General features: G+C 42.5%; 17 protein-coding genes, 1 pseudogene and 1 riboswitch. Of the genes and pseudogenes, 7 read left to right on the plus strand and 11 right to left on the minus strand.

The features are described from left to right. Positions 1 to 74 precede the first annotated feature (74 nt). Positions 75 to 923 (minus strand): pirin family protein, encoded by an 849-nt coding sequence (locus R7P80_RS10370; protein WP_225491540.1) that lies wholly within the window; start codon positions 921 to 923, stop codon positions 75 to 77. 401 nt (positions 924 to 1,324) lie between these two features. Here R7P80_RS10370 and R7P80_RS10375 point away from each other — a divergent pair, with 401 nt between their 5' ends. The 5 genes from R7P80_RS10375 to R7P80_RS10395 all read left to right on the plus strand — a co-directional run bounded on the left by R7P80_RS10375 (position 1,325) and on the right by R7P80_RS10395 (position 4,216). Beyond that, complete coding sequence (locus tag R7P80_RS10375) at positions 1,325 to 1,534, plus strand: cold-shock protein (protein WP_005373691.1); 210 nt, start codon at positions 1,325 to 1,327, stop codon at positions 1,532 to 1,534. Between the two features lie 240 nt (positions 1,535 to 1,774). After that, positions 1,775 to 1,984 carry a hypothetical protein gene (locus R7P80_RS10380; RefSeq protein ID WP_005373692.1) on the plus strand — a complete coding sequence of 70 codons (210 nt, stop codon included), beginning with the start codon at positions 1,775 to 1,777 and terminating at the stop codon, positions 1,982 to 1,984. A gap of 50 nt (positions 1,985 to 2,034) precedes the next feature. Beyond that, entirely contained in the window at positions 2,035 to 2,175 is a 141-nt protein-coding gene (locus R7P80_RS10385) for a PA3496 family putative envelope integrity protein (RefSeq protein WP_005373694.1), read from the plus strand. Between the two features lie 235 nt (positions 2,176 to 2,410). Beyond that, a riboswitch (purine riboswitch) is annotated at positions 2,411 to 2,510 on the plus strand. A gap of 89 nt (positions 2,511 to 2,599) precedes the next feature. Beyond that, on the plus strand, positions 2,600 to 3,616 hold the full coding sequence (locus R7P80_RS10390) for an adenosine deaminase (protein WP_222716424.1): 1,017 nt from the start codon (positions 2,600 to 2,602) through the stop codon (positions 3,614 to 3,616). 126 nt (positions 3,617 to 3,742) lie between these two features. After that, the gene (locus tag R7P80_RS10395) at positions 3,743 to 4,216 is read left to right on the plus strand and encodes a peroxiredoxin (RefSeq protein ID WP_005373699.1); all 474 of its coding nucleotides are present in this window, start codon (positions 3,743 to 3,745) and stop codon (positions 4,214 to 4,216) included. 50 nt (positions 4,217 to 4,266) lie between these two features. Here the strand turns inward: R7P80_RS10395 and R7P80_RS10400 are convergent, their stop codons facing one another. The 3 genes from R7P80_RS10400 to yghU form a co-directional block, all read right to left on the minus strand. Further along, on the minus strand, positions 4,267 to 4,674 hold the full coding sequence (locus R7P80_RS10400; protein ID WP_005373701.1) for an SPOR domain-containing protein: 408 nt from the start codon (positions 4,672 to 4,674) through the stop codon (positions 4,267 to 4,269). A 212-nt stretch (positions 4,675 to 4,886) separates the two neighbouring features. Continuing rightward, positions 4,887 to 6,056, minus strand: a complete 1,170-nt coding sequence (locus R7P80_RS10405) for a D-alanyl-D-alanine carboxypeptidase family protein (RefSeq protein ID WP_053304564.1) — start codon at positions 6,054 to 6,056, stop codon at positions 4,887 to 4,889. 1,168 nt (positions 6,057 to 7,224) lie between these two features. Beyond that, positions 7,225 to 8,076 (minus strand): glutathione-dependent disulfide-bond oxidoreductase, encoded by an 852-nt coding sequence (gene yghU / locus R7P80_RS10410; RefSeq protein WP_225491539.1) that lies wholly within the window; start codon positions 8,074 to 8,076, stop codon positions 7,225 to 7,227. Between the two features lie 253 nt (positions 8,077 to 8,329). Between yghU and R7P80_RS10415 the strand changes: the two are divergent. Beyond that, positions 8,330 to 8,449: pseudogene (locus R7P80_RS10415) on the plus strand (dihydrofolate reductase); the annotation flags it as partial. A 64-nt stretch (positions 8,450 to 8,513) separates the two neighbouring features. Here the strand turns inward: R7P80_RS10415 and R7P80_RS10420 are convergent. The 3 genes from R7P80_RS10420 to R7P80_RS10430 all read right to left on the minus strand — a co-directional run bounded on the left by R7P80_RS10420 (position 8,514) and on the right by R7P80_RS10430 (position 12,528). Then, positions 8,514 to 9,968 carry a sucrose-6-phosphate hydrolase gene (locus R7P80_RS10420; protein WP_186585467.1) on the minus strand — a complete coding sequence of 485 codons (1,455 nt, stop codon included), beginning with the start codon at positions 9,966 to 9,968 and terminating at the stop codon, positions 8,514 to 8,516. A gap of 31 nt (positions 9,969 to 9,999) precedes the next feature. Next, on the minus strand, positions 10,000 to 10,923 hold the full coding sequence (locus R7P80_RS10425; protein ID WP_053349293.1) for an aminoimidazole riboside kinase: 924 nt from the start codon (positions 10,921 to 10,923) through the stop codon (positions 10,000 to 10,002). Positions 10,924 to 11,088: 165 nt separating this feature from the next. Then, a complete protein-coding gene (locus tag R7P80_RS10430) occupies positions 11,089 to 12,528 on the minus strand; it encodes a sucrose-specific PTS transporter subunit IIBC (protein WP_206957467.1) in 1,440 nt (479 codons plus the stop codon). A 235-nt stretch (positions 12,529 to 12,763) separates the two neighbouring features. On the opposite strand from R7P80_RS10430, the gene R7P80_RS10435 reads away from it, so the two are divergent. Next, positions 12,764 to 13,750: a LacI family DNA-binding transcriptional regulator gene (locus R7P80_RS10435; protein WP_017633789.1), complete on the plus strand. Its 987-nt coding sequence runs from the start codon at positions 12,764 to 12,766 to the stop codon at positions 13,748 to 13,750. Positions 13,751 to 13,813: 63 nt separating this feature from the next. On the opposite strand, the gene R7P80_RS10440 is transcribed toward R7P80_RS10435, so the two are convergent. The 4 genes from R7P80_RS10440 to R7P80_RS10455 form a co-directional block, all read right to left on the minus strand. Further along, entirely contained in the window at positions 13,814 to 15,187 is a 1,374-nt protein-coding gene (locus R7P80_RS10440; RefSeq protein WP_225491595.1) for a carbohydrate porin, read from the minus strand. Between the two features lie 740 nt (positions 15,188 to 15,927). Beyond that, entirely contained in the window at positions 15,928 to 16,806 is an 879-nt protein-coding gene (locus R7P80_RS10445; protein ID WP_017819845.1) for an alpha/beta hydrolase, read from the minus strand. 32 nt (positions 16,807 to 16,838) lie between these two features. Continuing rightward, positions 16,839 to 18,782: a TonB-dependent receptor domain-containing protein gene (locus R7P80_RS10450; protein ID WP_033906196.1), complete on the minus strand. Its 1,944-nt coding sequence runs from the start codon at positions 18,780 to 18,782 to the stop codon at positions 16,839 to 16,841. A 151-nt stretch (positions 18,783 to 18,933) separates the two neighbouring features. Next, positions 18,934 to 19,887, minus strand: coding sequence for a LysR family transcriptional regulator (locus tag R7P80_RS10455; RefSeq protein WP_017819843.1), 954 nt, complete (start codon positions 19,885 to 19,887; stop codon positions 18,934 to 18,936). Positions 19,888 to 20,092: the final 205 nt, after the last annotated feature.

Raw genomic sequence — 20,092 nt, forward strand, 5'->3', positions numbered from 1 at the left:
GGTCGAGCCCAATATTCAGGCTCAAAACTGTTTTAATTTGCTCGCTAACTGAGAAAGCGAGTAGGCAGTCCAAACTAGTAAGTTTCAAACAACCCAGAGTTGTAATCTTGGATGGCTTGTTCTATCTCTTCCATGCTATTCATGACAAAAGGGCCATAATGCACCACGGGTTCATTAATTGGCTCACCAATAAAGATCAGTGCACCACTCTCTTTTTCGGCCTGCAATTCAACCCATTCACCTTTCGATAAAATGGCCATTTCGCCTTGATTGATCTCACGACCTTTTAATTGAATACGACCTTTATAGACATAGAGCATCATGTTGTTGTCTTGATCCGTGTTCAAATTCAAAGCTTGCCCCCCCATCGCTCTCCAATCGGCTACCGTGGCAGCAACACCTGTCTCTGTTAGCGGCCCCTGAATTCGTTCGTTGTTTATAGTCATATGACCCGCAATCAAACGTACAACCCCCGTATTCGGAGTATCAAACTCAGTGATCGTTTCAGGTTGAAAGTCATGATATTGAGCTGGCTGCATCTTATTTTTCGCAGGCTGGTTTATCCAAATTTGGAAACCATGCAATTCGCCTTCCTTCATAATAGGCATTTCGCTATGGATGACGCCTCTTCCTGCTGCCATCCACTGTGCACCACCGGAACGAAGCTCGCCAACATTATCCATATGATCACGATGCTGGAAATGACCTTTCAACATATAAGTAAGCGTCTCGATACCGCGGTGCGGATGCGGAGGGAAACCGCCGATATAGTCAGCACGGTCTTCTGATTTGAGTTCATCCATCATCAAAAATGGAGAAAAGCTAGCATGATTGAAACCCGCTACTCGGCGAATTTTCACTCCATCACCATCAGCAGTAGGTTGCGCAGGAATAAGCTGACGAATTTCTCTGAATTTACTCATACTAGTTCTCCTAGTTTATCTTTGTGACCGCTTGCAAATCGCATGTTCAATCTATGGCTATCGATAAGGTTCTATTTTAGGTTGATGAGCTAAAATTATGAGCCATACTATTCGTTCTACTTATTCAACTTTTTCGAACAATACAATTTATCGAGTTAATAATGAGCACATTTAATTTATCTAAAATAAATGTAGCTATTTTCTAAACAAGGTGTATAGTGTGCCTTGGCTCTTAGAAGAGAGCTGTTAATGCAACATTTAGTTTAAGTTTCCTCTCAGTAAAATCTTGAATCCCCAATTCAGACACCTGCGTACAACTTCCTCTTGATTGAACATTCAATAGCTTAGAAAAGATCCACAAAACAAATCATAATTTTAATGTTTAATTCAAAGGTATTTTTATGTCTAAAGTAACTGGTTCAGTAAAATGGTTTAACGAAACTAAAGGCTTCGGTTTTCTATCTCAAGACAACGGCGGCCAAGATGTATTCGTACACTTTAACGCTATCGTTTCTGACGGTTTCAAAACACTGACTGAAGGTCAGAAAGTAAGCTTCAATGTAGAGCAAGGTAAAAAAGGTCCTCAAGCGACTGAAGTAACTCCTCTATAAGACTGCTTTTCTTGGTGTAGCATGCCCATGCTGCACCAAACCTCTCTCCTTCTAAAATATTCTTTCATCAATCATTCAGCCTAATTTTAGGCATTGCTTTGTGCTATCTAAAATAAACTGAATAGTACTGCTTAATTTATTATTTATAGGAAAAATCATGTCTTCAAAAAGAACTGGCCGTCAAAGACATTGGTATCAATTACTTAACAAAGAGAAAATCACTAAAAAACAGGAGAATAAATGTTAGAAATTGAATTTAATTTAGAACAACCTCAAACCTCTTGGAACGCTAAAATACATCAATTAAATGGTGATATTTTACGAAGACACGTATTACCGAAACTTCTTTCTCATAGCTTTATGATCGATTTTGAATATTGTGAGAAAACGCAATCTGGAACTATTCTCTGTGACTCAGGTTCAAAGTTAGGAAGTTTTACTGTTAACTGATTCAGTTTTCATGCATTAATGGATAATGCAACTAATTTGGAAGGTATCCAATGGCTAGAAAAAGTAAGAAGCAGTCAGAAAAAGACAAAAAAGAGTCTGAACAAAACGCGGCGGCGATAAAGCAGAAAACTCGACGCCGCATAGAAGACATTATGGAACAAAGAGAATTTGATAAGTTATTCGATCTATAAATGCTCTCTAGTGCTTTCTCTGCCTTTATCGTTGTGCAAGTTACCGCCACCTACCTTTGCTCAAACGAATCTCCACTCTTTTAGACTACTCTTCTAACTACACGTGCCTCTCACACGCAAAAACAACTGGCTCCTCTATACTCAAGTGACTTGCAAATAGTTGTTTCGCTCACAGGAAACCCCGTGACTAATGACAGCTAGGTTATTTGCGTATAGCCAAAGCGATATTTTTGCGTATAATCCCTCTCGTTTGCTTCGTATAACCCCAATGATATGGTTTGGGGGTCTCTACCAGTTCCCGCAAAGTGCTGATTACGAAGAGTTGAGATCATCGTGGGTCTTACTCTTTGTGATAGCGTTCGATTTATTTCTATCTATACCTATTCTTAGAGTAACTGCATCCACAATACACATAAGGTGGAATATGAAAGCATTTATTCAAGGTCTTCCAAAAGTAGAGCTGCACTTACATATCGAAGGTTCACTTGAGCCGGAACTCTTATTCAAATTAGCAAAACGAAACGGCATCGAGATCCCTTACTCTTCTCCGAGTGAACTACGCAGCGCATATCAGTTTACAGACTTACAATCATTTCTCGACCTCTATTACCAAGGAGCGGGAGTTCTGCGTACGGAGCAAGATTTTTACGATCTCACTTGGGAATACTTACTGCACTGTAAAGAAGACAACGTTATTCATACCGAAATCTTTTTTGACCCTCAAACACACACAGAACGCGGCATAGACTTTGACACTGTTATCAATGGAATCGCTCGTGCGCTAAAAGATGGTCACGAAAAACTTGGCATTACCTCGCAAATTATTGCGTGTTTTCTCCGTCACCTTTCAGAAGAGAGCGCCATAGAGACCCTACAGGCTATTCTGAAACACCGTGATAAGATCATTGGTGTTGGACTAGATTCTTCAGAACAAGGTCATCCGCCAGCTAAATTCAAGCGCGTATTTAAACAAGCAGTAGAAGAAGGCTTACTTACCGTTGCTCACGCAGGAGAAGAAGGCCCCGCACAAAATATTAGCGATGCAATTGAAATGCTTTACGTGAGCCGCGTGGATCACGGTGTTCGCTGTGTTGATGATGAAGCATTAGTTGAATCCTTAATCGAAAGCCAAATGCCACTGACAGTGTGTCCGTTATCGAATCTTAAGCTATGTGTATTCGACGATATGAAAGATCACAATATTGTGGATTTGCTACGAAAAGGTGTCGCTGTAACGATTAACTCAGACGATCCTGTGTACTTTGGTGGCTACATGACGGATAACTTTCTGGCCGTCAACAACGCACATCCAATGAGTAAGAGTGAACTTGCCCAATTTACAATGAACGCGATTGATGCCAGCTTTATCGATAACGAGTTAAAGGCGAAATATCGTCACCTTGTTAGCCAATACGTAAACCAGCACGAAGCTTTGCAATAAAGGCATCAGTGCCACGCCTTAGGCCAAACGCGTAGGTATTAAAACCCTACAAAAACTCTGTGGTTAACCGCATTTATAAACGCTAGACTGAGAAAGCTAAACTAGCACACAAAAAGGAATAGAATCATGATTCAACAAGGCCAAGCTCTACCAGTTGCAACTCTAAGTGAGTTGACTGCCGATGGTATGGTGAACCACGACGTTACAGAACTGTTTGCGAACAAGAAAGTCGTACTCTTTGCTGTACCTGGCGCATTCACCCCTACCTGTTCAGAAGCCCATCTACCAGGCTATGTGGTATTAGCTGATGAGCTAAAGGCAAAAGGTGTTGATTTAATTGCGTGCGTTTCTGTAAACGATGCATTTGTGATGCAAGCGTGGGGCGAAGCTCAAAACGCTTCTGAGATTTTGATGTTGGGTGATGGCGACGCTAGCTTTACTAAAGCATTAGGTCTTGAAATGGATACAGGCGGCTTTGGTGGTATTCGCTCACAACGTTACGCAATGATCATTGAAAACGGCACAGTGACTAAGCTAAACGTTGAAGAGCCAAAAGAGTTTGAAGCAAGCAAAGCAGAAACGATTTTAGCGGCGCTTTAAGCTTACTCCTAAATACAAAAACGGAAGCCATCGCTTCCGTTTTTTGTTGGTTAACGCATTCTCACAACACTCGTTTGTTGCTTACGCTGCATTTCCGCAAAAGTCAGCACAAACGGGGATGACTGCTTTACACGGCTTGGTAATGAAGAAAGCGCATTGTAGGCATCCTGCTTCGTTTTAAAATCACCAACAGTTACCGTATACCAACGCGTGCCTCGGCTGTTTTTCCAGTTAACCCAAACCGGATGCTTAGGATCGATATAGCGAATATAATCTTTCACATCTTTTTCTTGCTTTAGCGCGAGTACCTGCATCGTGTAATGGTTTGGGTTTAAATAACCATATGCATCCTGAGAGGTCATGACTCCAACACATTGGCCGCTATCGACCTCCTGCTGGTAAGGCATAGCGCAGCCCATGAGCGATAAAATCAATGTCAAAGATAAAATCTTGTGCACGTGTCACTCCATTCTTGTTCTAGTTTCTTTTCTCTCGCACCCAAAAACACAAAACGCTCTTGGTCAGGTAAAAACACACCCTTACAAGAGGGCCTGTGTTTTAACGCAACGAGTATTCCAAAAACGTAAGGCGACCACGTTGGTCGCCTTAGTAAACTGATTTAATAGAAAATTAACAAGATAGAGTGATATAGACAGAAGTTCGCTACTGTTTAGAACCAGCTAGCGACCAATTGCTTAAACCAGTCTAAAATTCGCTTGAATAAACTGCCTTCCTCCACGGACTCCAATGCAACGAGCTCGGCTTCATTTACGACCTTACCTTCGACTTTGTAAAGCACTTTACCAACCACTTGTTGCTCAGAAATTGGCGCAACTAAATCACCGTTGTATTCAACTTCCGCTTGCAGATTTTTTACATCTCCTTTTGGCAAAGTGAGATAAACATCGTTAGCTACGCCGACAGTAAGCTCGTCTTTTTCGCCCATCCAAACTCGAGCTTTCGCAAGTTCCGCACCCGCCTCAGTCGGCATTACCGTATCGTAAAAGCGGAAGCCATAACTCAACAGCTGCTTGCTTTCTGATTCACGAACATTCTCACTCTTCGCTCCCATCACTACGGCAATCAAACGCATATCACCTTGTGTTGCAGAAGTCGCTAGACTATAACCCGCGCCGCTTGTATAACCAGTTTTCATGCCATCGACATTCATACTACGATCACGAAGCAAGCCATTACGGTTGTATTGAGTGATGCCATTGTAAGTAAACGAGGTTTCGCTATACAGCGGATAGATATCAGGTAAGTCACGAATAATCGCTTGGCCCAACTTGGCAATATCATAAGGTGTCGAATATAAACCGTCACTGTCTAGGCCGTGAGGGTTGGTGAATGCCGTGTTAGACAATTCAAGCTTGGCGGCCCAACTATTCATCAAACTCACAAACCCTGATTCACTTCCCGCAACATGCTCAGCAATAGCGACACTGGCATCGTTACCAGATTGAACAATCAAACCACGGTATAAGTCAGACAAAGAAACGGAAGTATTGACTTCAATAAACATTTTTGAAGAATCTGGGAAATTTTTTGCCCAAGCATTTCGGCTGATGACAACCTCATCATTCAACGTAATATTGCCTGTATTAATTTCTTGACCAGCTACATAAGCAGTCATCAACTTCGTTAAACTCGCGGGGTTTAAACGTTTGTGGGCATCACGTTCAACCAGTACTTTCCCCGTATGGAAGTCCATCAAAACATAACCACGAGAACTGAGTTCTGGCGCATTTGGCACAACTGAAGGCGCAGCATAAGCCAACGAGGATACAGCAGCGAACCCTGTAATTAACACTGTGTGTAATATAGTACTTTTTCTCATCATGACATCTTATCTTAGTAGCATTTAAGGCTTACAAACGGTACCCGAATGAATTCAAAGCGCGGGATTACCTAGTTAAAAAACGAGTATATTGAAACGGCGCTCAGTTACAGCCACCTTGTTACGATTGGTTACTTTTACTCAATGTTTGTCGAAAATAATGAGAGGTAGGTAGAGCTTTCGTCTTGAAGAATGAAACAGGAGCGAAAATAATTCCGTAACGCTATGTTTTTTGAGAGGGGAGAAAAAGCGCGCAAGTCAATTCAGGGAGTAAGTTGGTATAGGAAAAGTAGTTGAGCTTTTATCCATATCTAAATAGGAAACAACAAAAACAATCAACAATAAGTCCAGCTAATTACTTACCAAGAAAACATATTGAAAACGCATCATAAAATCGTAATTAATTATCGATAAATTTAAAAACCTAATATTATAATTTATGTAAATTTCATTTATTATTAAACTGGAGAAAAATACAGCTTTCCTTTTTTAAAACTAAGAGACGATTTTTTCGATGTTTTTAGGTTTATCTCATCAGAGAACTTGGTATAACAGTGAGGGATAAGACATCCGGACTTAGCGCGAAAGGATAACCCACTGTTATTTAAGTTCACACGCTGCTTTTTAATGACTAGAGACTTTAAACTGCGGTTACCTTCGGTTTGTGCGGCTATTCTTTGACGTATCCCAACCCAGTACGACTCAAACGACGACATCATACATATCCTCTTTCATAATATAAGCATTAATAATTAAACATCGCTAAAAGCTAAGCTTGTCAGAAATAAAAGTATTAGAAATTAATTTTATTTCATCAAAACAAATCAACCCGCATATTCCACACAAATTTAGTGGTTATGTCAAACATTAGTTATCATTAATTTTATTTATAATGGATATAAAATCAGTTTATAATTTTTAAATAATTTAATTATTAGAAATCAGTATAACCAGTCCATATTTAACATGGAAATATGAGCTTTGTTTTGCATCATAATATATAAATATATTAAAGATTCATCTACGAACTAAATGCTCTTCAAGAGGTGATATAAATTAGCATTTCGAGACTAAATGAGAATAAAAATAGCGCACCGTATATGGTGCGCTATAGATTTGATTAAGGTCACTGTATAAGCATAGATAAAACTAAACTCATTTGACGTAGCTAGAGTTTCAATACTTTATCAATATCTTCTGCGCTGTGGCGCTCAGGTAACTGCTCCCATTCTTCACCCCATGAACGGTTCACAATTCGACCACGTTTTACCGCTTCACGCTCATCAATTACTTTTGCCCAACGCACAACGTTTTTGTAGCTTTCTACGTCTAAGAATTCAGCCGCATCGTAAGCACGACCCAACACAAGGTTGCCGTACCATGGCCATGTTGCGATATCAGCGATGCTGTACTCATCGCCACCTAGGAATTCATTGTTCGCAAGACGCTTGTCTAATACATCTAACTGACGTTTTGCTTCCATTGTAAAGCGGTTGATTGGGTACTCGAACTTCTCTGGTGCGTACGCGTAGAAGTGACCAAAACCACCGCCTAGGTATGGCGCAGAACCTTGCAGCCAGAATAACCAGTTCATTACCTCAGCACGCTTAGCGCCTTCTTTTGGTAAGAAATGATCAAATTTCTCTGCTAGATAAAACAAGATGTTGCCAGATTCAAACACGTTCACTGGCTCAGAACCCGAACGGTCAACCAATGCCGGAATTTTTGAGTTTGGGTTAACAGCTACAAAGCCAGAGCCAAACTGGTCACCATCGCCAATCTTAATCAGGTATGCATCGTATTCTGCTGCCGTTACGCCAGCCGCCAAAAGCTCTTCAAACATGATCGTCACTTTCTGACCATTTGGGGTACCCATTGAGTAAAGTTGGAATGGGTGCTCACCAACAGGAAGCTCTTGCTCATGACGTGCGCCAGAATCCGGACGGTTGATGCTCGCCCACTGACCGCCGTTTTCATTATCGTTTGTCCAAACTTTTGGTGGAATGTATTTGTTAGCCATTGTTTTCCCTTATTGTGTTTGAATGCATCTTCAAACTGACGGGTCTTACGCGCCAGCAAGCATTATTAACATCACCTCTTCGCCAACTGCGATTAGGCATACTCAAGATATTAGGTCGAATTCGCTAAATAAAAGTCCTGCAATCTCTTTTAGTTAGAACCTTTGGTTATGGGATTTTCTTTCACGCTATAAGTAAAAACGTCGCGATAATGTGAACTAGGTTCGAGATGCCAACGATGAGTAAGCGACACTCGGCTGCGCACCTCTGTTTGGGGATTTGGAGCAACCGTTGAACTTCAAAGTCACCAAGAGTGACGTTGTTTTGGATACCCTAGTTCAAACCACTTACGTACGTGATAGGCAGTTAAGTTAGATAGTTAGAAAGAAAAACGCCCTTCACTAAATCAATGAAGGGCGTTTTAATGTATTCGAAACCGTTACTTAGCTGATTCAAACAAACCAGTTATACCTTTCAAAGGGAAAAGCCTTGCTTGTTCCAAACCTATCAACGTTACTTTACTAAGGTCATCAATAAAGAAACGACTGGTCATCGTGTGTTTGCCACCATTAATGAAAATCTCGATGACAGAATTGTCGATATATATATCAATCGTCTGCTTAGCGTCCAATCTTGGTGCTTTTCGAATGCTACCAAATTCTTCTGCGTACAAATGAGACATGTGACGACGGTCCAGCATAAACTCGTGCTTTGTCGCACTAAAGACGATGTTGTCACCTTTGAGGTTACTCAGCTCAAGTTCAAAGCCATCGCCCTCAAGGTCTAATTGGATCAAACAACTTGTGCTTTCCAGTGTATGGGACTGTGCAAAGACTACCTCTTCTTTTCTTAAACTCTCCAATTCAGGGAGTGGAGTTTGAACAAGAAAACCATCTTTCAACGTTAGTTCTCTAGGAAGAGACAACATTCCTGCCCACTGGTGTGTGACCGATGGCGTGTCGATTTCTGGCAACCCTATCCATGCAATAAGAATGCGACGCCCATTCTCATCTAAATAGGTTTGTGGGGCGTAGAAATCAAACCCATAATCTGGCTGTAAAATATCTTGGTGGTTTTCTAAAGTCATCGACTCTAGGTTCAACTGATCACCCACGATATACGCGACAGAATAGATGTTTTTGAAATCATAAGGATTACTACTGCTCACGCCCTGTGGAGAAAACAGCATCACCGATTGACCATTAATCTCAAATAAATCAGGACACTCCCACATGTACCCAAGGTCAGAGAACTTGGTCTTGATAGGACCTTTATGCTGCCACGTTTTCAAATCTTTGCTTTGATAGAGCGCCATAGAACCATGCTCGGTTTTGGTTTGAGCACCCACCACCATCAAATAGTCGTCGCCTTTCTTCCAAACTTTTGGGTCACGAAAGTGCTCCGTGTAATGTTCGTTCTCAATGACTACACCGTGCTTTTCAATGCTACCGTCTGAATCCATGGTGGCAAAACACTGTGTTGGGATTCGATTCCAGTTTTGGTCACGCTTGTTGCCAGTAAAAAACAGCAAAGCCTTGTTGTTTTCCACCAAAGCGCCGCCCGAATAGACACCATGTGAATCGTAGTCTTGGTCGGGATGAAGACCCACGCCATGATCAGTAAAATGGATGAAGTCTTTAGTAGAAAGGTGATACCAATACTTCATTCCATGGACTGGTCCCACAGGCGTCCACTGGTAAAAGATGTGGTGCTCACCATTGAAATAGCACAACCCATTTGGGTCATTTAACAGCCCAAATCTAGGGGCGATATGAAAACTAGGAAAGCCTTTATCTTGCTGACGTGAAAGTGTCATTTCTTCGATATCACACTGAGGGATTTGCTCAAGTCGGCGATATCTTTGCTCTACAGTCCAACGGTTGTTTAAGCTCATAATTTTTCTCAACTGAAATTGGATCTGAAGATCATTGCCCAATAAATTGCAGCAACTCTGTCTGGGTCGGAAGCGCGGTCATTGCGCCTTTTTGCGTCGTCGCTAATGCACCACAGCCATTTGCCCATTGAATCGCAGAGCTAACAACAGGATGATTTTTCCAATCGTCATGCCGAGACAGGCATGCCAGTAGCCCTCCGACAAAAGCATCACCCGCACCTGTGGTGTCAATCGGACTAACGACTTGACCTGTGATCAGTTCACTCTGACTTTCAAAGACGCGCCAAACACCTTTCGCACCTTGTGTCACCAAGACCAAAGCAATATTCAAAGAGGCTATTTGTTGTAAACCTTGCGCCATCGACGTTGAGTCAGTTAAGAACAAAAGCTCTTCTTCAGAGAACTTAACCACATCGGCCATCGCTACAGCCTTCATCACGACAGCTTGGATTTCTGATTGATCTTGCCACACTTCATCACGCAAGTTAGGGTCAAAGCTAATGAAACCACCAGCGGCTTTTGCTCTTTTGATCGCCTCAAATGTGCTGCTTCTACTTGGCTCATTTGCCAGTGAAATTGAGCAAACGTGTAGCCAGTCACCTTGCTTAAAGTTTGGGATGTCTTCAACAGACATAAACTGATCAGCGCTCGGTTTTACCATAAATGTAAAGCTGCGTTCCCCTTGATCGTCTAAATCTACCACCACTGTTGATGTTCTTTGCTCAGGGTCTTTAACGAGAAACTCCGTGCTCACGCCCTCTTGATCGAGCGTTGATTGCATGAAGCGACCAAATGGGTCATCACCTACACGTCCAAAAAACGCACTCTTACCAGATAGACGAGCAATTGCTACGGCGACATTCGCTGGTGCACCACCGGGACATTTGAGTAAAGAAGTCTCAGATTCCGGTATTAGATCGACAACTGCATCACCAGTTACCCATACTTGATTCATCTTGCTTACCTTAAAATTAAAGCCCTGATAGTCCAACGTGTTGAACACCTTCACTACCAAGTAAAAATTGAAAAAGGCTAGCCAAGCCATTAGTGCTTGGCTAGCACCCCAAACATTTAGGAAAAGAAGTGGATTTTGGGGGACTCCACCCTTAAGGAGTTCAGATTAAGCCGCTGCTTTTTTACCGACTTTAGCGCGGTCACGCATACCAAGAACAATGGTGAGAACAAATGCGGTCAAGAACGCGATCACCATACCCGCGATGTAGTACCCAATCTTCTCTGGCGTAATGGAAATGATGCCTGGAAGACCAGCTGCGCCCAATGCCTGAGCTTTCACATTAAACATTGTGATGAACGCACTTGATAACGCCGCAGCGCAAACTGCCGCAATAAATGGGTAACGTAGTTTTAAGTTAACACCAAACATAGCCGGTTCTGTAATACCCAGCAAACCCGTAACACCCGATGGAATCGCAATACCTTTCATCTTCTTATCTTTGCTCATCACGCCCACCGCCAACGCTGCCGCTCCTTGAGAAACGTTAGACATCGCCGCAATAGGAAAGATAAAGGTGCCGCCCGTCGTCGCAATATCCGCAAGAAGTTGAGTTTCAATCGCAATGAAGCTGTGATGCATACCAGTAATAACAAACGGAGCATAAATAAGACCAAATACCGCACCACCAACAAAGCCAGCTGTGTTGTATAGCCAGTTCAGACCATCACCCAATAGGAAACCGATATCACGCGTGAACGGACCGACGACAGTAAACGTCAGCAAACCCGCTATGAAAATCGCCAGTAATGGCGTTAAAAGGTTGTCTAAAACAGAAGGGATGACTTTACGTAAGCCTAGCTCAACCTTCGCAAGAATGAATGCCGATACCAAAACCGGTAACACCGAACCTTGGTAACCCACTTTTTGGATTTCAAAGCCAAGAATATTCCAAACCGGAATGTTGCCAGACACAGATGCGCCGCCGAATCCCCAACCATTCAGCAAGTCAGGGTGAACCATCAACATACCTAGCGCTGCCCCTAAATATGGGTTGCCGCCAAACTTCTTGCTGGCTGAAAATGCCAACAGGATAGGCAGGTAAACAAACGGCGCGTTTGCAAACGTGTTGATCATGTTCGCCAAGTCTGTCAGTCCTGGGTTGGCATCAATCAAAGATTTGCCATCAATGAACAAGCCTTGGGCAGTCAATAGGTTATAGATACCCATCAACAAACCACCAGCGACGATTGCTGGAATGATTGGGACGAAAATATCAGACAGCCCTTTCACCGCGCGCTGAACAATGTTTTGTTTCTCTGCGCCAGCAGACGCAACGTCGTTGGTGGACATTTCACTCATACCCGTCAACTTCGCCATTTCTGCATAAACTTGGTTTACGATGCCTGATCCAAAAATGATTTGGTACTGACCCGCAACTTTGAACTGCCCTTTTACCCCTTCAAGGTTATCAATCGCTTGTTCATCTATTTTTTGCTCATCTGCAACGGCAAGGCGTAAGCGTGTCGCACAATGCGCAAGTGCGGTGATGTTGCTTTTACCACCTAATAGAGTTAACAACTCTTTTGCTACTGCCGGATAATTCATTTCATACCCCATTGGATTATTATCTGAGCTTGCGAAATTTTCGGGAACGTTTGCAAAACAGATTTTTGCTCAATAAAACCAAATGATCAAAGATAAAGCAGAGAGAATGTGAGAATGATCGTCAAATTCCCTCCCTAAGAGCAGTATAGGAGGTTAGAATCGCTACTTATCAAAGAGCTTTTCATCTTCTCTTTGCAAACAATCCCAAAAACGAAAAACAGAATGGATAGGAACAATGGCGAGTCTGCATGATGTCGCCCGTCTGGCTGGCGTATCAAAATCAACAGTGTCACGGGTTATAAACGATGAGTATGGCGTAAAAGAAGCGACAAAACTGAAGGTCCGCCAAGCAGTAGCGGAGTGTGGCTATGTGCCGAACCAAGTCGCTAAAGATCTAAAATCTCAAAAGACCAATCTGGTTGGTGTCATTGTTCCTCGGGTTTCCTCTCATGCCACATCCCAAGGTGTCGATGGATTAACCGATGTCCTTGAAAAAGCCGGGAAACATGTCTTACTTGCTAGCACTCACCAAGCCCACGAAAAAGAACTGGAATACATTCAGATCTTTAACCAAAAACGGGTTGAAGGGATCATTCTTTACGCCACCCACCTCGATTCCAAGCTGGTAAAAGCAATTCAAAACTCAGCCGTTCCAGTTGTGCTCGTCGGTCAAGATGGTTCCATGTTTAACATTCCAAGCATCATTCATGATGACGCACGAGTAGGGTTTGAAGCGGGAAATAGACTGGTTGCAAAAGGTTGCCAAACTATGGGTTTTATTGGTGTGCAAGGTGACGATATCGCGGTAGATAAGCAACGCTCAGAGGGATTTGTTCAAGCGCTACAGCATCATGGTTTTGAGCTCGCCTTCCATGCTCGTGGTGACTTTACCATCGATTCTGGCTATTCATTGGCAAAACAACACTTAACAAAGAACCCTAAGCTAGATGGCTTGTTCTGTGCGACAGACCGTATTGCTATCGGTGCGATGAGAGCGATTCAAGAGCTCGGGTTAACACCGGGTAAAGACGTTTTAGTGCTAGGCGTTGGTGATGATGAGCTCGCATCAGTGTGCACCCCAACCTTATCAACATTTAACTATGCATTTGATAAAGCAGGGGAAAATGGTGCGAAACTGTTACTAGATAGAATTGCCAACAGAAGTTTTGAAATGAGTAAGATGGTACTAACCTTCAAAACTATTGAGCGTCAGTCCTGTTAATGAAAAAGCGCCAACTGAAATCAGTTGGCGCTTTTCTTATTACTCTTTGTAGGTTAGGTCCCTTTAGAACCAAGTTTCCATTTGCAGTGCAAACAGAACTTCACCACCATCACCCATCGTTGCAGCACCCGCATCCTGGCTAATCGAGTAGCCATTCAAGTCTTCGCTCCAATCAACGTAGCTAACTGCAAAACGTAGCTCCGGACGGTCAAAGAAACCTGCAGCGGTAGACATCTTAAGCGTTGGTGCAATTGTCGCTTTGTAAAAACTGCCACTTGCTTTATCAATCGCATTGTCTAGGTCCATGTATTGGTATGAGCCTTCATAAACCATCTCAAAGTTCTGCGTAAACTCTTGCGCTAAGCGGATGTTGAACGATGCCCACGTAAATTCATCATTTTTAGCAAAGCGATCTTGGCTGTGTTCTGCTAGCAACGCAGGTGCTACACGCCAGTTGTCGCCGATGCTTGTTACACCATAGCTAAACAAGCGTACGGCTTTTGCGTCTTCTAACAAATCTCCGTTTGAACCGATGCCTTTAAGTTCCGCACCCAATCCATCACCCATCAAAATACCGGTTTTAGAGAAGCCTTCACTCATGCCAAAGAAGTTATCGCCATGGTAGGCAAACATCGCATGTAAACCTTTGTCCGCTGCTCCTTCTACGCGATCATTGTTATCAGCTGACGTCATGCCGCTCAGCATCAATTGCCAATTACCGAAGCGGTTGTTCATTGTCGCGATATAGTTTTCAACATCCGTTGACGAGCTATCAATCTCACCAAAATCACGACCATAGATCGAGAAGTTTGCTTTCCACGAATCGCTCATTTGGACGTCATACACACCAGCACCAGTACCAGATAAGAAAACAATATCCGAGTCAAAGAAGTGAATGTCAAAGTTATCACGGTCAAATCGTTTACCAGCCCAAAACGTCGCGTCAGCAAAAGCTCTTGATTCAGAGAACATACTCAACTTGTTTAGCTCAGCATATATCTGACGAACGTTTAATTGACTCTCGCTCGCCGTCCATTCGTTATTGGTTTCCGTACTATCTGCCAACATGATTCGGAACAATGCGCTGGAACCATCATCTGCAAAACGTTTGTGAATAAGGTTTGCTTCCACATAATGATCATCCTCAACCCCTAATCGTCCAATTGGCGCGCCAATAGCACCAGCTGCCGTCATGTAAGGACCAGTACCCACTGCACCATTCAGATCATCATTAATGAGCAGCCCGGAACGAGCGTAGCCATGAAACTCAAAGCTTGAGGCTTTCTCATTTGCTTCTGTGGATGCTTTTTCTGTCTGCTCAAGTCTCTGTTCTAATTCATTAATTCGCTTTTCAAGAGCGTCAACATCTGTTGCTGCGAATGCAGGTGCAGTAACCATTCCAAGCGCTACTGCCATCGTCAAAGTGTGTAGTTTCATTTCCATAGTCTCACGTAAATTTATACTTAGGCGTATTGCAAACGTTCCCAAGGAAAAATCGCAAACTTATGGTGACTTTAAATGTCCATCTAAAGCCTGAATTTCAGAGCGCTCGTACTCAGAGCGTCTCTACTACTTATATCAATGAGGGCGATAATATATAAACTTTTCGGGAACGTTACCGTTAAGAGGCCATTTTGTTACTTCTATCACGTTCAATTGTGTTACTTACAGAAAAATCATTAACCAGCGCACATTTGAATTAATTGTTAGCGCTAGAGGAAGTAGTTTGAAGGTGACAGGCTACAAAGAAGGAGTTTAATGTTCATTTGAGAGAATACTCCCTCGCTTCCCTATGCTACTTGATGGTAACTCATCTCTATTTATTGATGAAAAGTAGCAGCTAAGGTTGAACGTAACTAAGAGCGAAGCGGATCTCGATACCTCATTTCAAACAACTTGAAAGGCTGTTAAGACGAGATAAACGACCTTCATTTTCTGTGAAGAGCGCTTTGTTGTTCTAATTCAAGCTAACGAAACACTTTTTTGGACAGAAGTACGTTAGAATACATACCCTAAAGTAGTCATAGATTTATTCAACCACTGCCTGAAAATGAGCCAGCCGCTCCCATTAATCAGAATGATAAAATGCCCAATAGAGATACATGAAAAAGCCAACTGTAATCACAGTTGGCTCAGTATTTCCCCTTGAACTTTTAAGCCTTATATTGACTAGAGCGTTAGTTCGGAAAGTGTTTATTTAAGAAGTCCAAAACATGAGTAACGTACTTCTCGGTATCAAAGACAGGTGCACTGTGTCCTACACCTTCTTCAATGAAAAGTTGGTTGGTAACTCCATGCTCATCAAGCTTAGCCTTAAGTATCTCACTTTGAGATAGAGGCACTCGCTTATCCAAGGTGCCGTGTAACTGTATATATGGTGGAGTATTTTCATTCACATAACTCGTCGTTGATGCTTTCTTGGCAAGCTTTGGAATATTGTTTGGAATATCTCCTAAGAAACGAGATACAGACGATTTTTTGCTGGTTTTCTTGCCACCTTTATTACTTAACTCAAGTAAATCGGTAGGGCCAAAAAAGCTTACTACGGCTGAGACCTTGTACTTTGGTGGCTCATAGAAATCTACTTGGTTGTATGCCGAGTTAGTCGCACCAATAAAGCCAGCGAGGTGCCCGCCAGCAGAGCGTCCCATTATCACAACATTGTCCGCTTTAATACCGAGCTTTTCAGCATTGTCGTACAAATAGTTCAGTGCATCATTAATGTCTTGTACTGGTTGAGGAAAGATCGCTTCTCCACTTAAACGATAATCAACTGAAGCTAGCGCATAACCTTCATTCAACACAGACTGAAGTAATAATGGGTTCTTTTCTGGGATGGCGTCTTTGCTCCCACGTTTCCATGCACCACCATGTACCCAGACTAATAACGGGTACTGAGTATTTGATTCAACCGAAGGAGTATAAAGATCGAGTTTAATCTCTCTTTCACCTACAGTTTTGAACAAGATATCCTTCTCTACATTGAACTCCCCAGCCAAACAGACAAAGGGCATAAGTAGCAGAGAGGTCATCGCAGACTTAATTTTCGTATTCATTGTTTTGTTATTCGCTTAAAAAAGTAAGTAGATTAGAAAGTCGCTTCAGCAGCTAACCAGTAGCGTCGGCCATCTTCAATGTAGCCAAACTCTTCCTCTGTGATTTGCTCATCGAACAAGTTATAAACCGCTGCCATTAACTTCACATTCTTAGTTACACGCCAGTTCACACCGAGATCCACGTAAGTAATAGAAGGTGCCAACGTTCTTGTGCTATCACTAGTGATGTTGTTTTTCTCTTTGCCTTGATAGTTCATGCGGGCCCATGAAGCAACATCATCACGCACTGCCCAATCACCATTAAGTGAGAAGATATGTTCAGGTGCTTGTACAAGAGGCAAGCCATCATCATCGTCATTAGTGTTCTTTTCACTACGAGTATACGAGTAGGTTGCACTTAGTGTAATTGACTCTGTAATACCCTTAGATACGGAACTTTCTGCACCATAGCTGTTCGCATCATCAATGTTGACGTAAGTGCGGTCGCAACTTCTGCTATCAGTACACGTCGGATCGACAAACTCACTTTCGATCTTGTCTTTGAAGTCGCTGTAAAACAAAGTAATGTTTGCAGAAAGGTCTCGCTCATTAACGTAATACAGTCCCATCTCTGTATTGATGGAGGTTTCTGCTGTTAAGTCTGGATTACCGTAAATAGAACAACGCCCTCTACAGCTCTCTTGAACCCACTCTTCGTCCATTTGTGTCAAACTAGGTGCTCGATAACCCGTAGACACACCACCTTTTAGCGTCCAACTAGGGTCAATAGACCAGACCCCGTAAGCTCTTGGGCTAAATTGCCCGTCAAAGATCTCATTGTCGTCGTAACGTAAACCAAGGGTGAGAGCGAATGTATCCGTGAGATACCACTCGTCCTCAGCAAATACTGCCCATTGCTTGTTTTTAGAGGTCAATGACAGTTTATTATCAGTCAGATCCTTTTGCTCGAAAGATGCGCCCAGTGTTAAGTAGTGAGCATTAAGAGGCAGACCCCATTGCGTATTAATTTGACTATTCTCGACTTCTTTATCTGCACCGATATTTTTTACTGTTTCATTACTGATAAATGAAGAACTTGTACCCCAAGAGTAGTTTCCGTCGTGGCTAAAACCAATAGATTGGCGTTCATATTCTCGTACTGCAACTTGAGACTCTCGCTCCACTGATTTACCTAGAGTGGTCTCTCGCTCTTGGTTATGATTGGTGAACTCCAGAGTAAAAGTGTCATCCGAGGTAGGTGTGAGGTACAAAGAAGCTCGATAGTTGTCGAGTGTCTTACCTGCATAACCACCTTCAATTTCATCTTCTTTTCTTTCCTGATACAGTCCAGTCAAAGAAGTACTCAACAGACCATCAATGACAGGGCCAGCAAGGTAAAGCTGCCCTTGATAGCTATTTCCAGATTTTGAATTTTCTTGAAGCGTCGTTTCTGCACGCAAGCTTCCGTGCCACTCTTGATAATTTTTACGCGTAATAATATTAATCACACCCCCCAAAGCATCAGACCCATAAAGGGTTGACATAGGGCCACGTACAACTTCAATACGTTCAATTGCACTCAACGGGGGAAGCCAGTCTTGTTCAGTAAACGTACTACCATTAGTTTGAGTTTCTCGACCAGACTGCTTCCTGCCATCAACAAGAATGGCCGTATATTGAGCAGGCATACCTCGAATTGAGATATCTTGGCCATCACCACCTCCTGTAACGGTTACCCCAGGTATATCACTTAAAGCATCAGTCAAATCTTTATATGAGCGATTTTCAAGTTGCTCTCGGGTGAGAACACTTATTGTTGCTGGCGCTTCTGTGACATTCTGTTCGTAACCAGAGGCTGTAACCACTACGGTTTCCATTGCTGTTGTATTGATACCAGTCTCAGGTAACTGGTCATTTGCAACAACGACCATAGGTACAGTAATACAAGCAGAAACAACTGATGTAGAAAATAGAGAGTATGTGAAAAGAGGCTTCATATTGAATAGGCTTAAAATGTAATTGCATTTAATAATTATTATCAATTAAACCTGATTATCATAATCACTGACAAGTTAATCACTATCGAGAAAAGAGAATATCACTATCCAATATACGAATAGTTAACCACGAATTACCCGATATAAGCATTTAAGCTAAAGTATCGGTTCCAACATAGAGCTGTTTAAAGATCTCTCGTACCCATTCACACATAGGATCATCGTTAAAGCGTTTGTGCCAATATAGGAAGACTTCTTGAAAGTCCAACTGTAGCTCGGCAGGTACTTCTCGAACGATCAAGCGAGGGTCTTGACAAGCTGCCTCTGCAAAAGGTGTCGGTAGATGAAATATAATCTCAGTCTCCGCAGCGATACTTGGAGCAGAACTAAAGTTATTCAGTTGCACTGGCGCTGATAAACGCTTTTTTTTGTTCGCTAACCCTAGCTCTTGGTATTTATGCTCAAACGACAATCGCTTCTCACCCTGCAAAGAGACTTGTCCAAAGTCAAATTCGGCCAAACGCTCTGGAGTTAGCTCTAAATCGGCCAGTGGATGATAGCGGCTCATAAGCAAACGGAAAGTACGCTTAGCAACAACCATTCGATAGATATTTTGCTCAGAGCTTGGCGGTTGATGAGAGGAAAGTGCGAAATGAACATCTCCAGCCACCAACGCATCAAAATGACGTTTTGGTGCTGAGTCCAAACTGACCTTAAGGTTTGGAGCCTCTTGCCGAATCTTAGCGATAACCTTAGGCATTAAGGTATTAATCTGAGGAAGAAGGCCGTAAACCTTAACGGTGCTTGATACAGTGCTCGGATCAAACGAGTCTCTATGGGCAAGTTTTTCTAAACTGGTAATCACATTATTGATGTCTTGCCTTACTGACTCTGCTTTTGGAGTCAGTTCATAGCCGTATTTCTTGCGCACCAGTAATTCGTCATTAAAGAAAACTCTCATTTTTTGCAGTGCTCGACTTACCGCAGACTGGCTCATATTTAAAGCCATAGCGGTGTTAGATACATGCTTCTCTTCGAGCAAGTGCTTTAAAACAAAGAGCAAATTCAGATCAATTTGAGATAAGTTCACGTCAATACCACCCATCAAGCTTCCAGTAGGTGGTATAGTACATAAATCTCTAGAGTTTGTGGTAAGTGTTTTCGATACTACAAGGCACTATTGAAACACAAGTCTGGTAGCAGGACAGTTTCCGTGCTAACACGAAAAGGGGCGTGCGACGTGAAGTCGTATGAAGCGCTGTTCACCGCTTAACGAGTGAACCATCTGTATCACCAGATGAACCTAGGAG

It is taken from the genome of Vibrio sp. 2092, assembly GCF_033339635.1.
Lineage (GTDB): Bacteria > Pseudomonadota > Gammaproteobacteria > Enterobacterales > Vibrionaceae > Vibrio > Vibrio alginolyticus.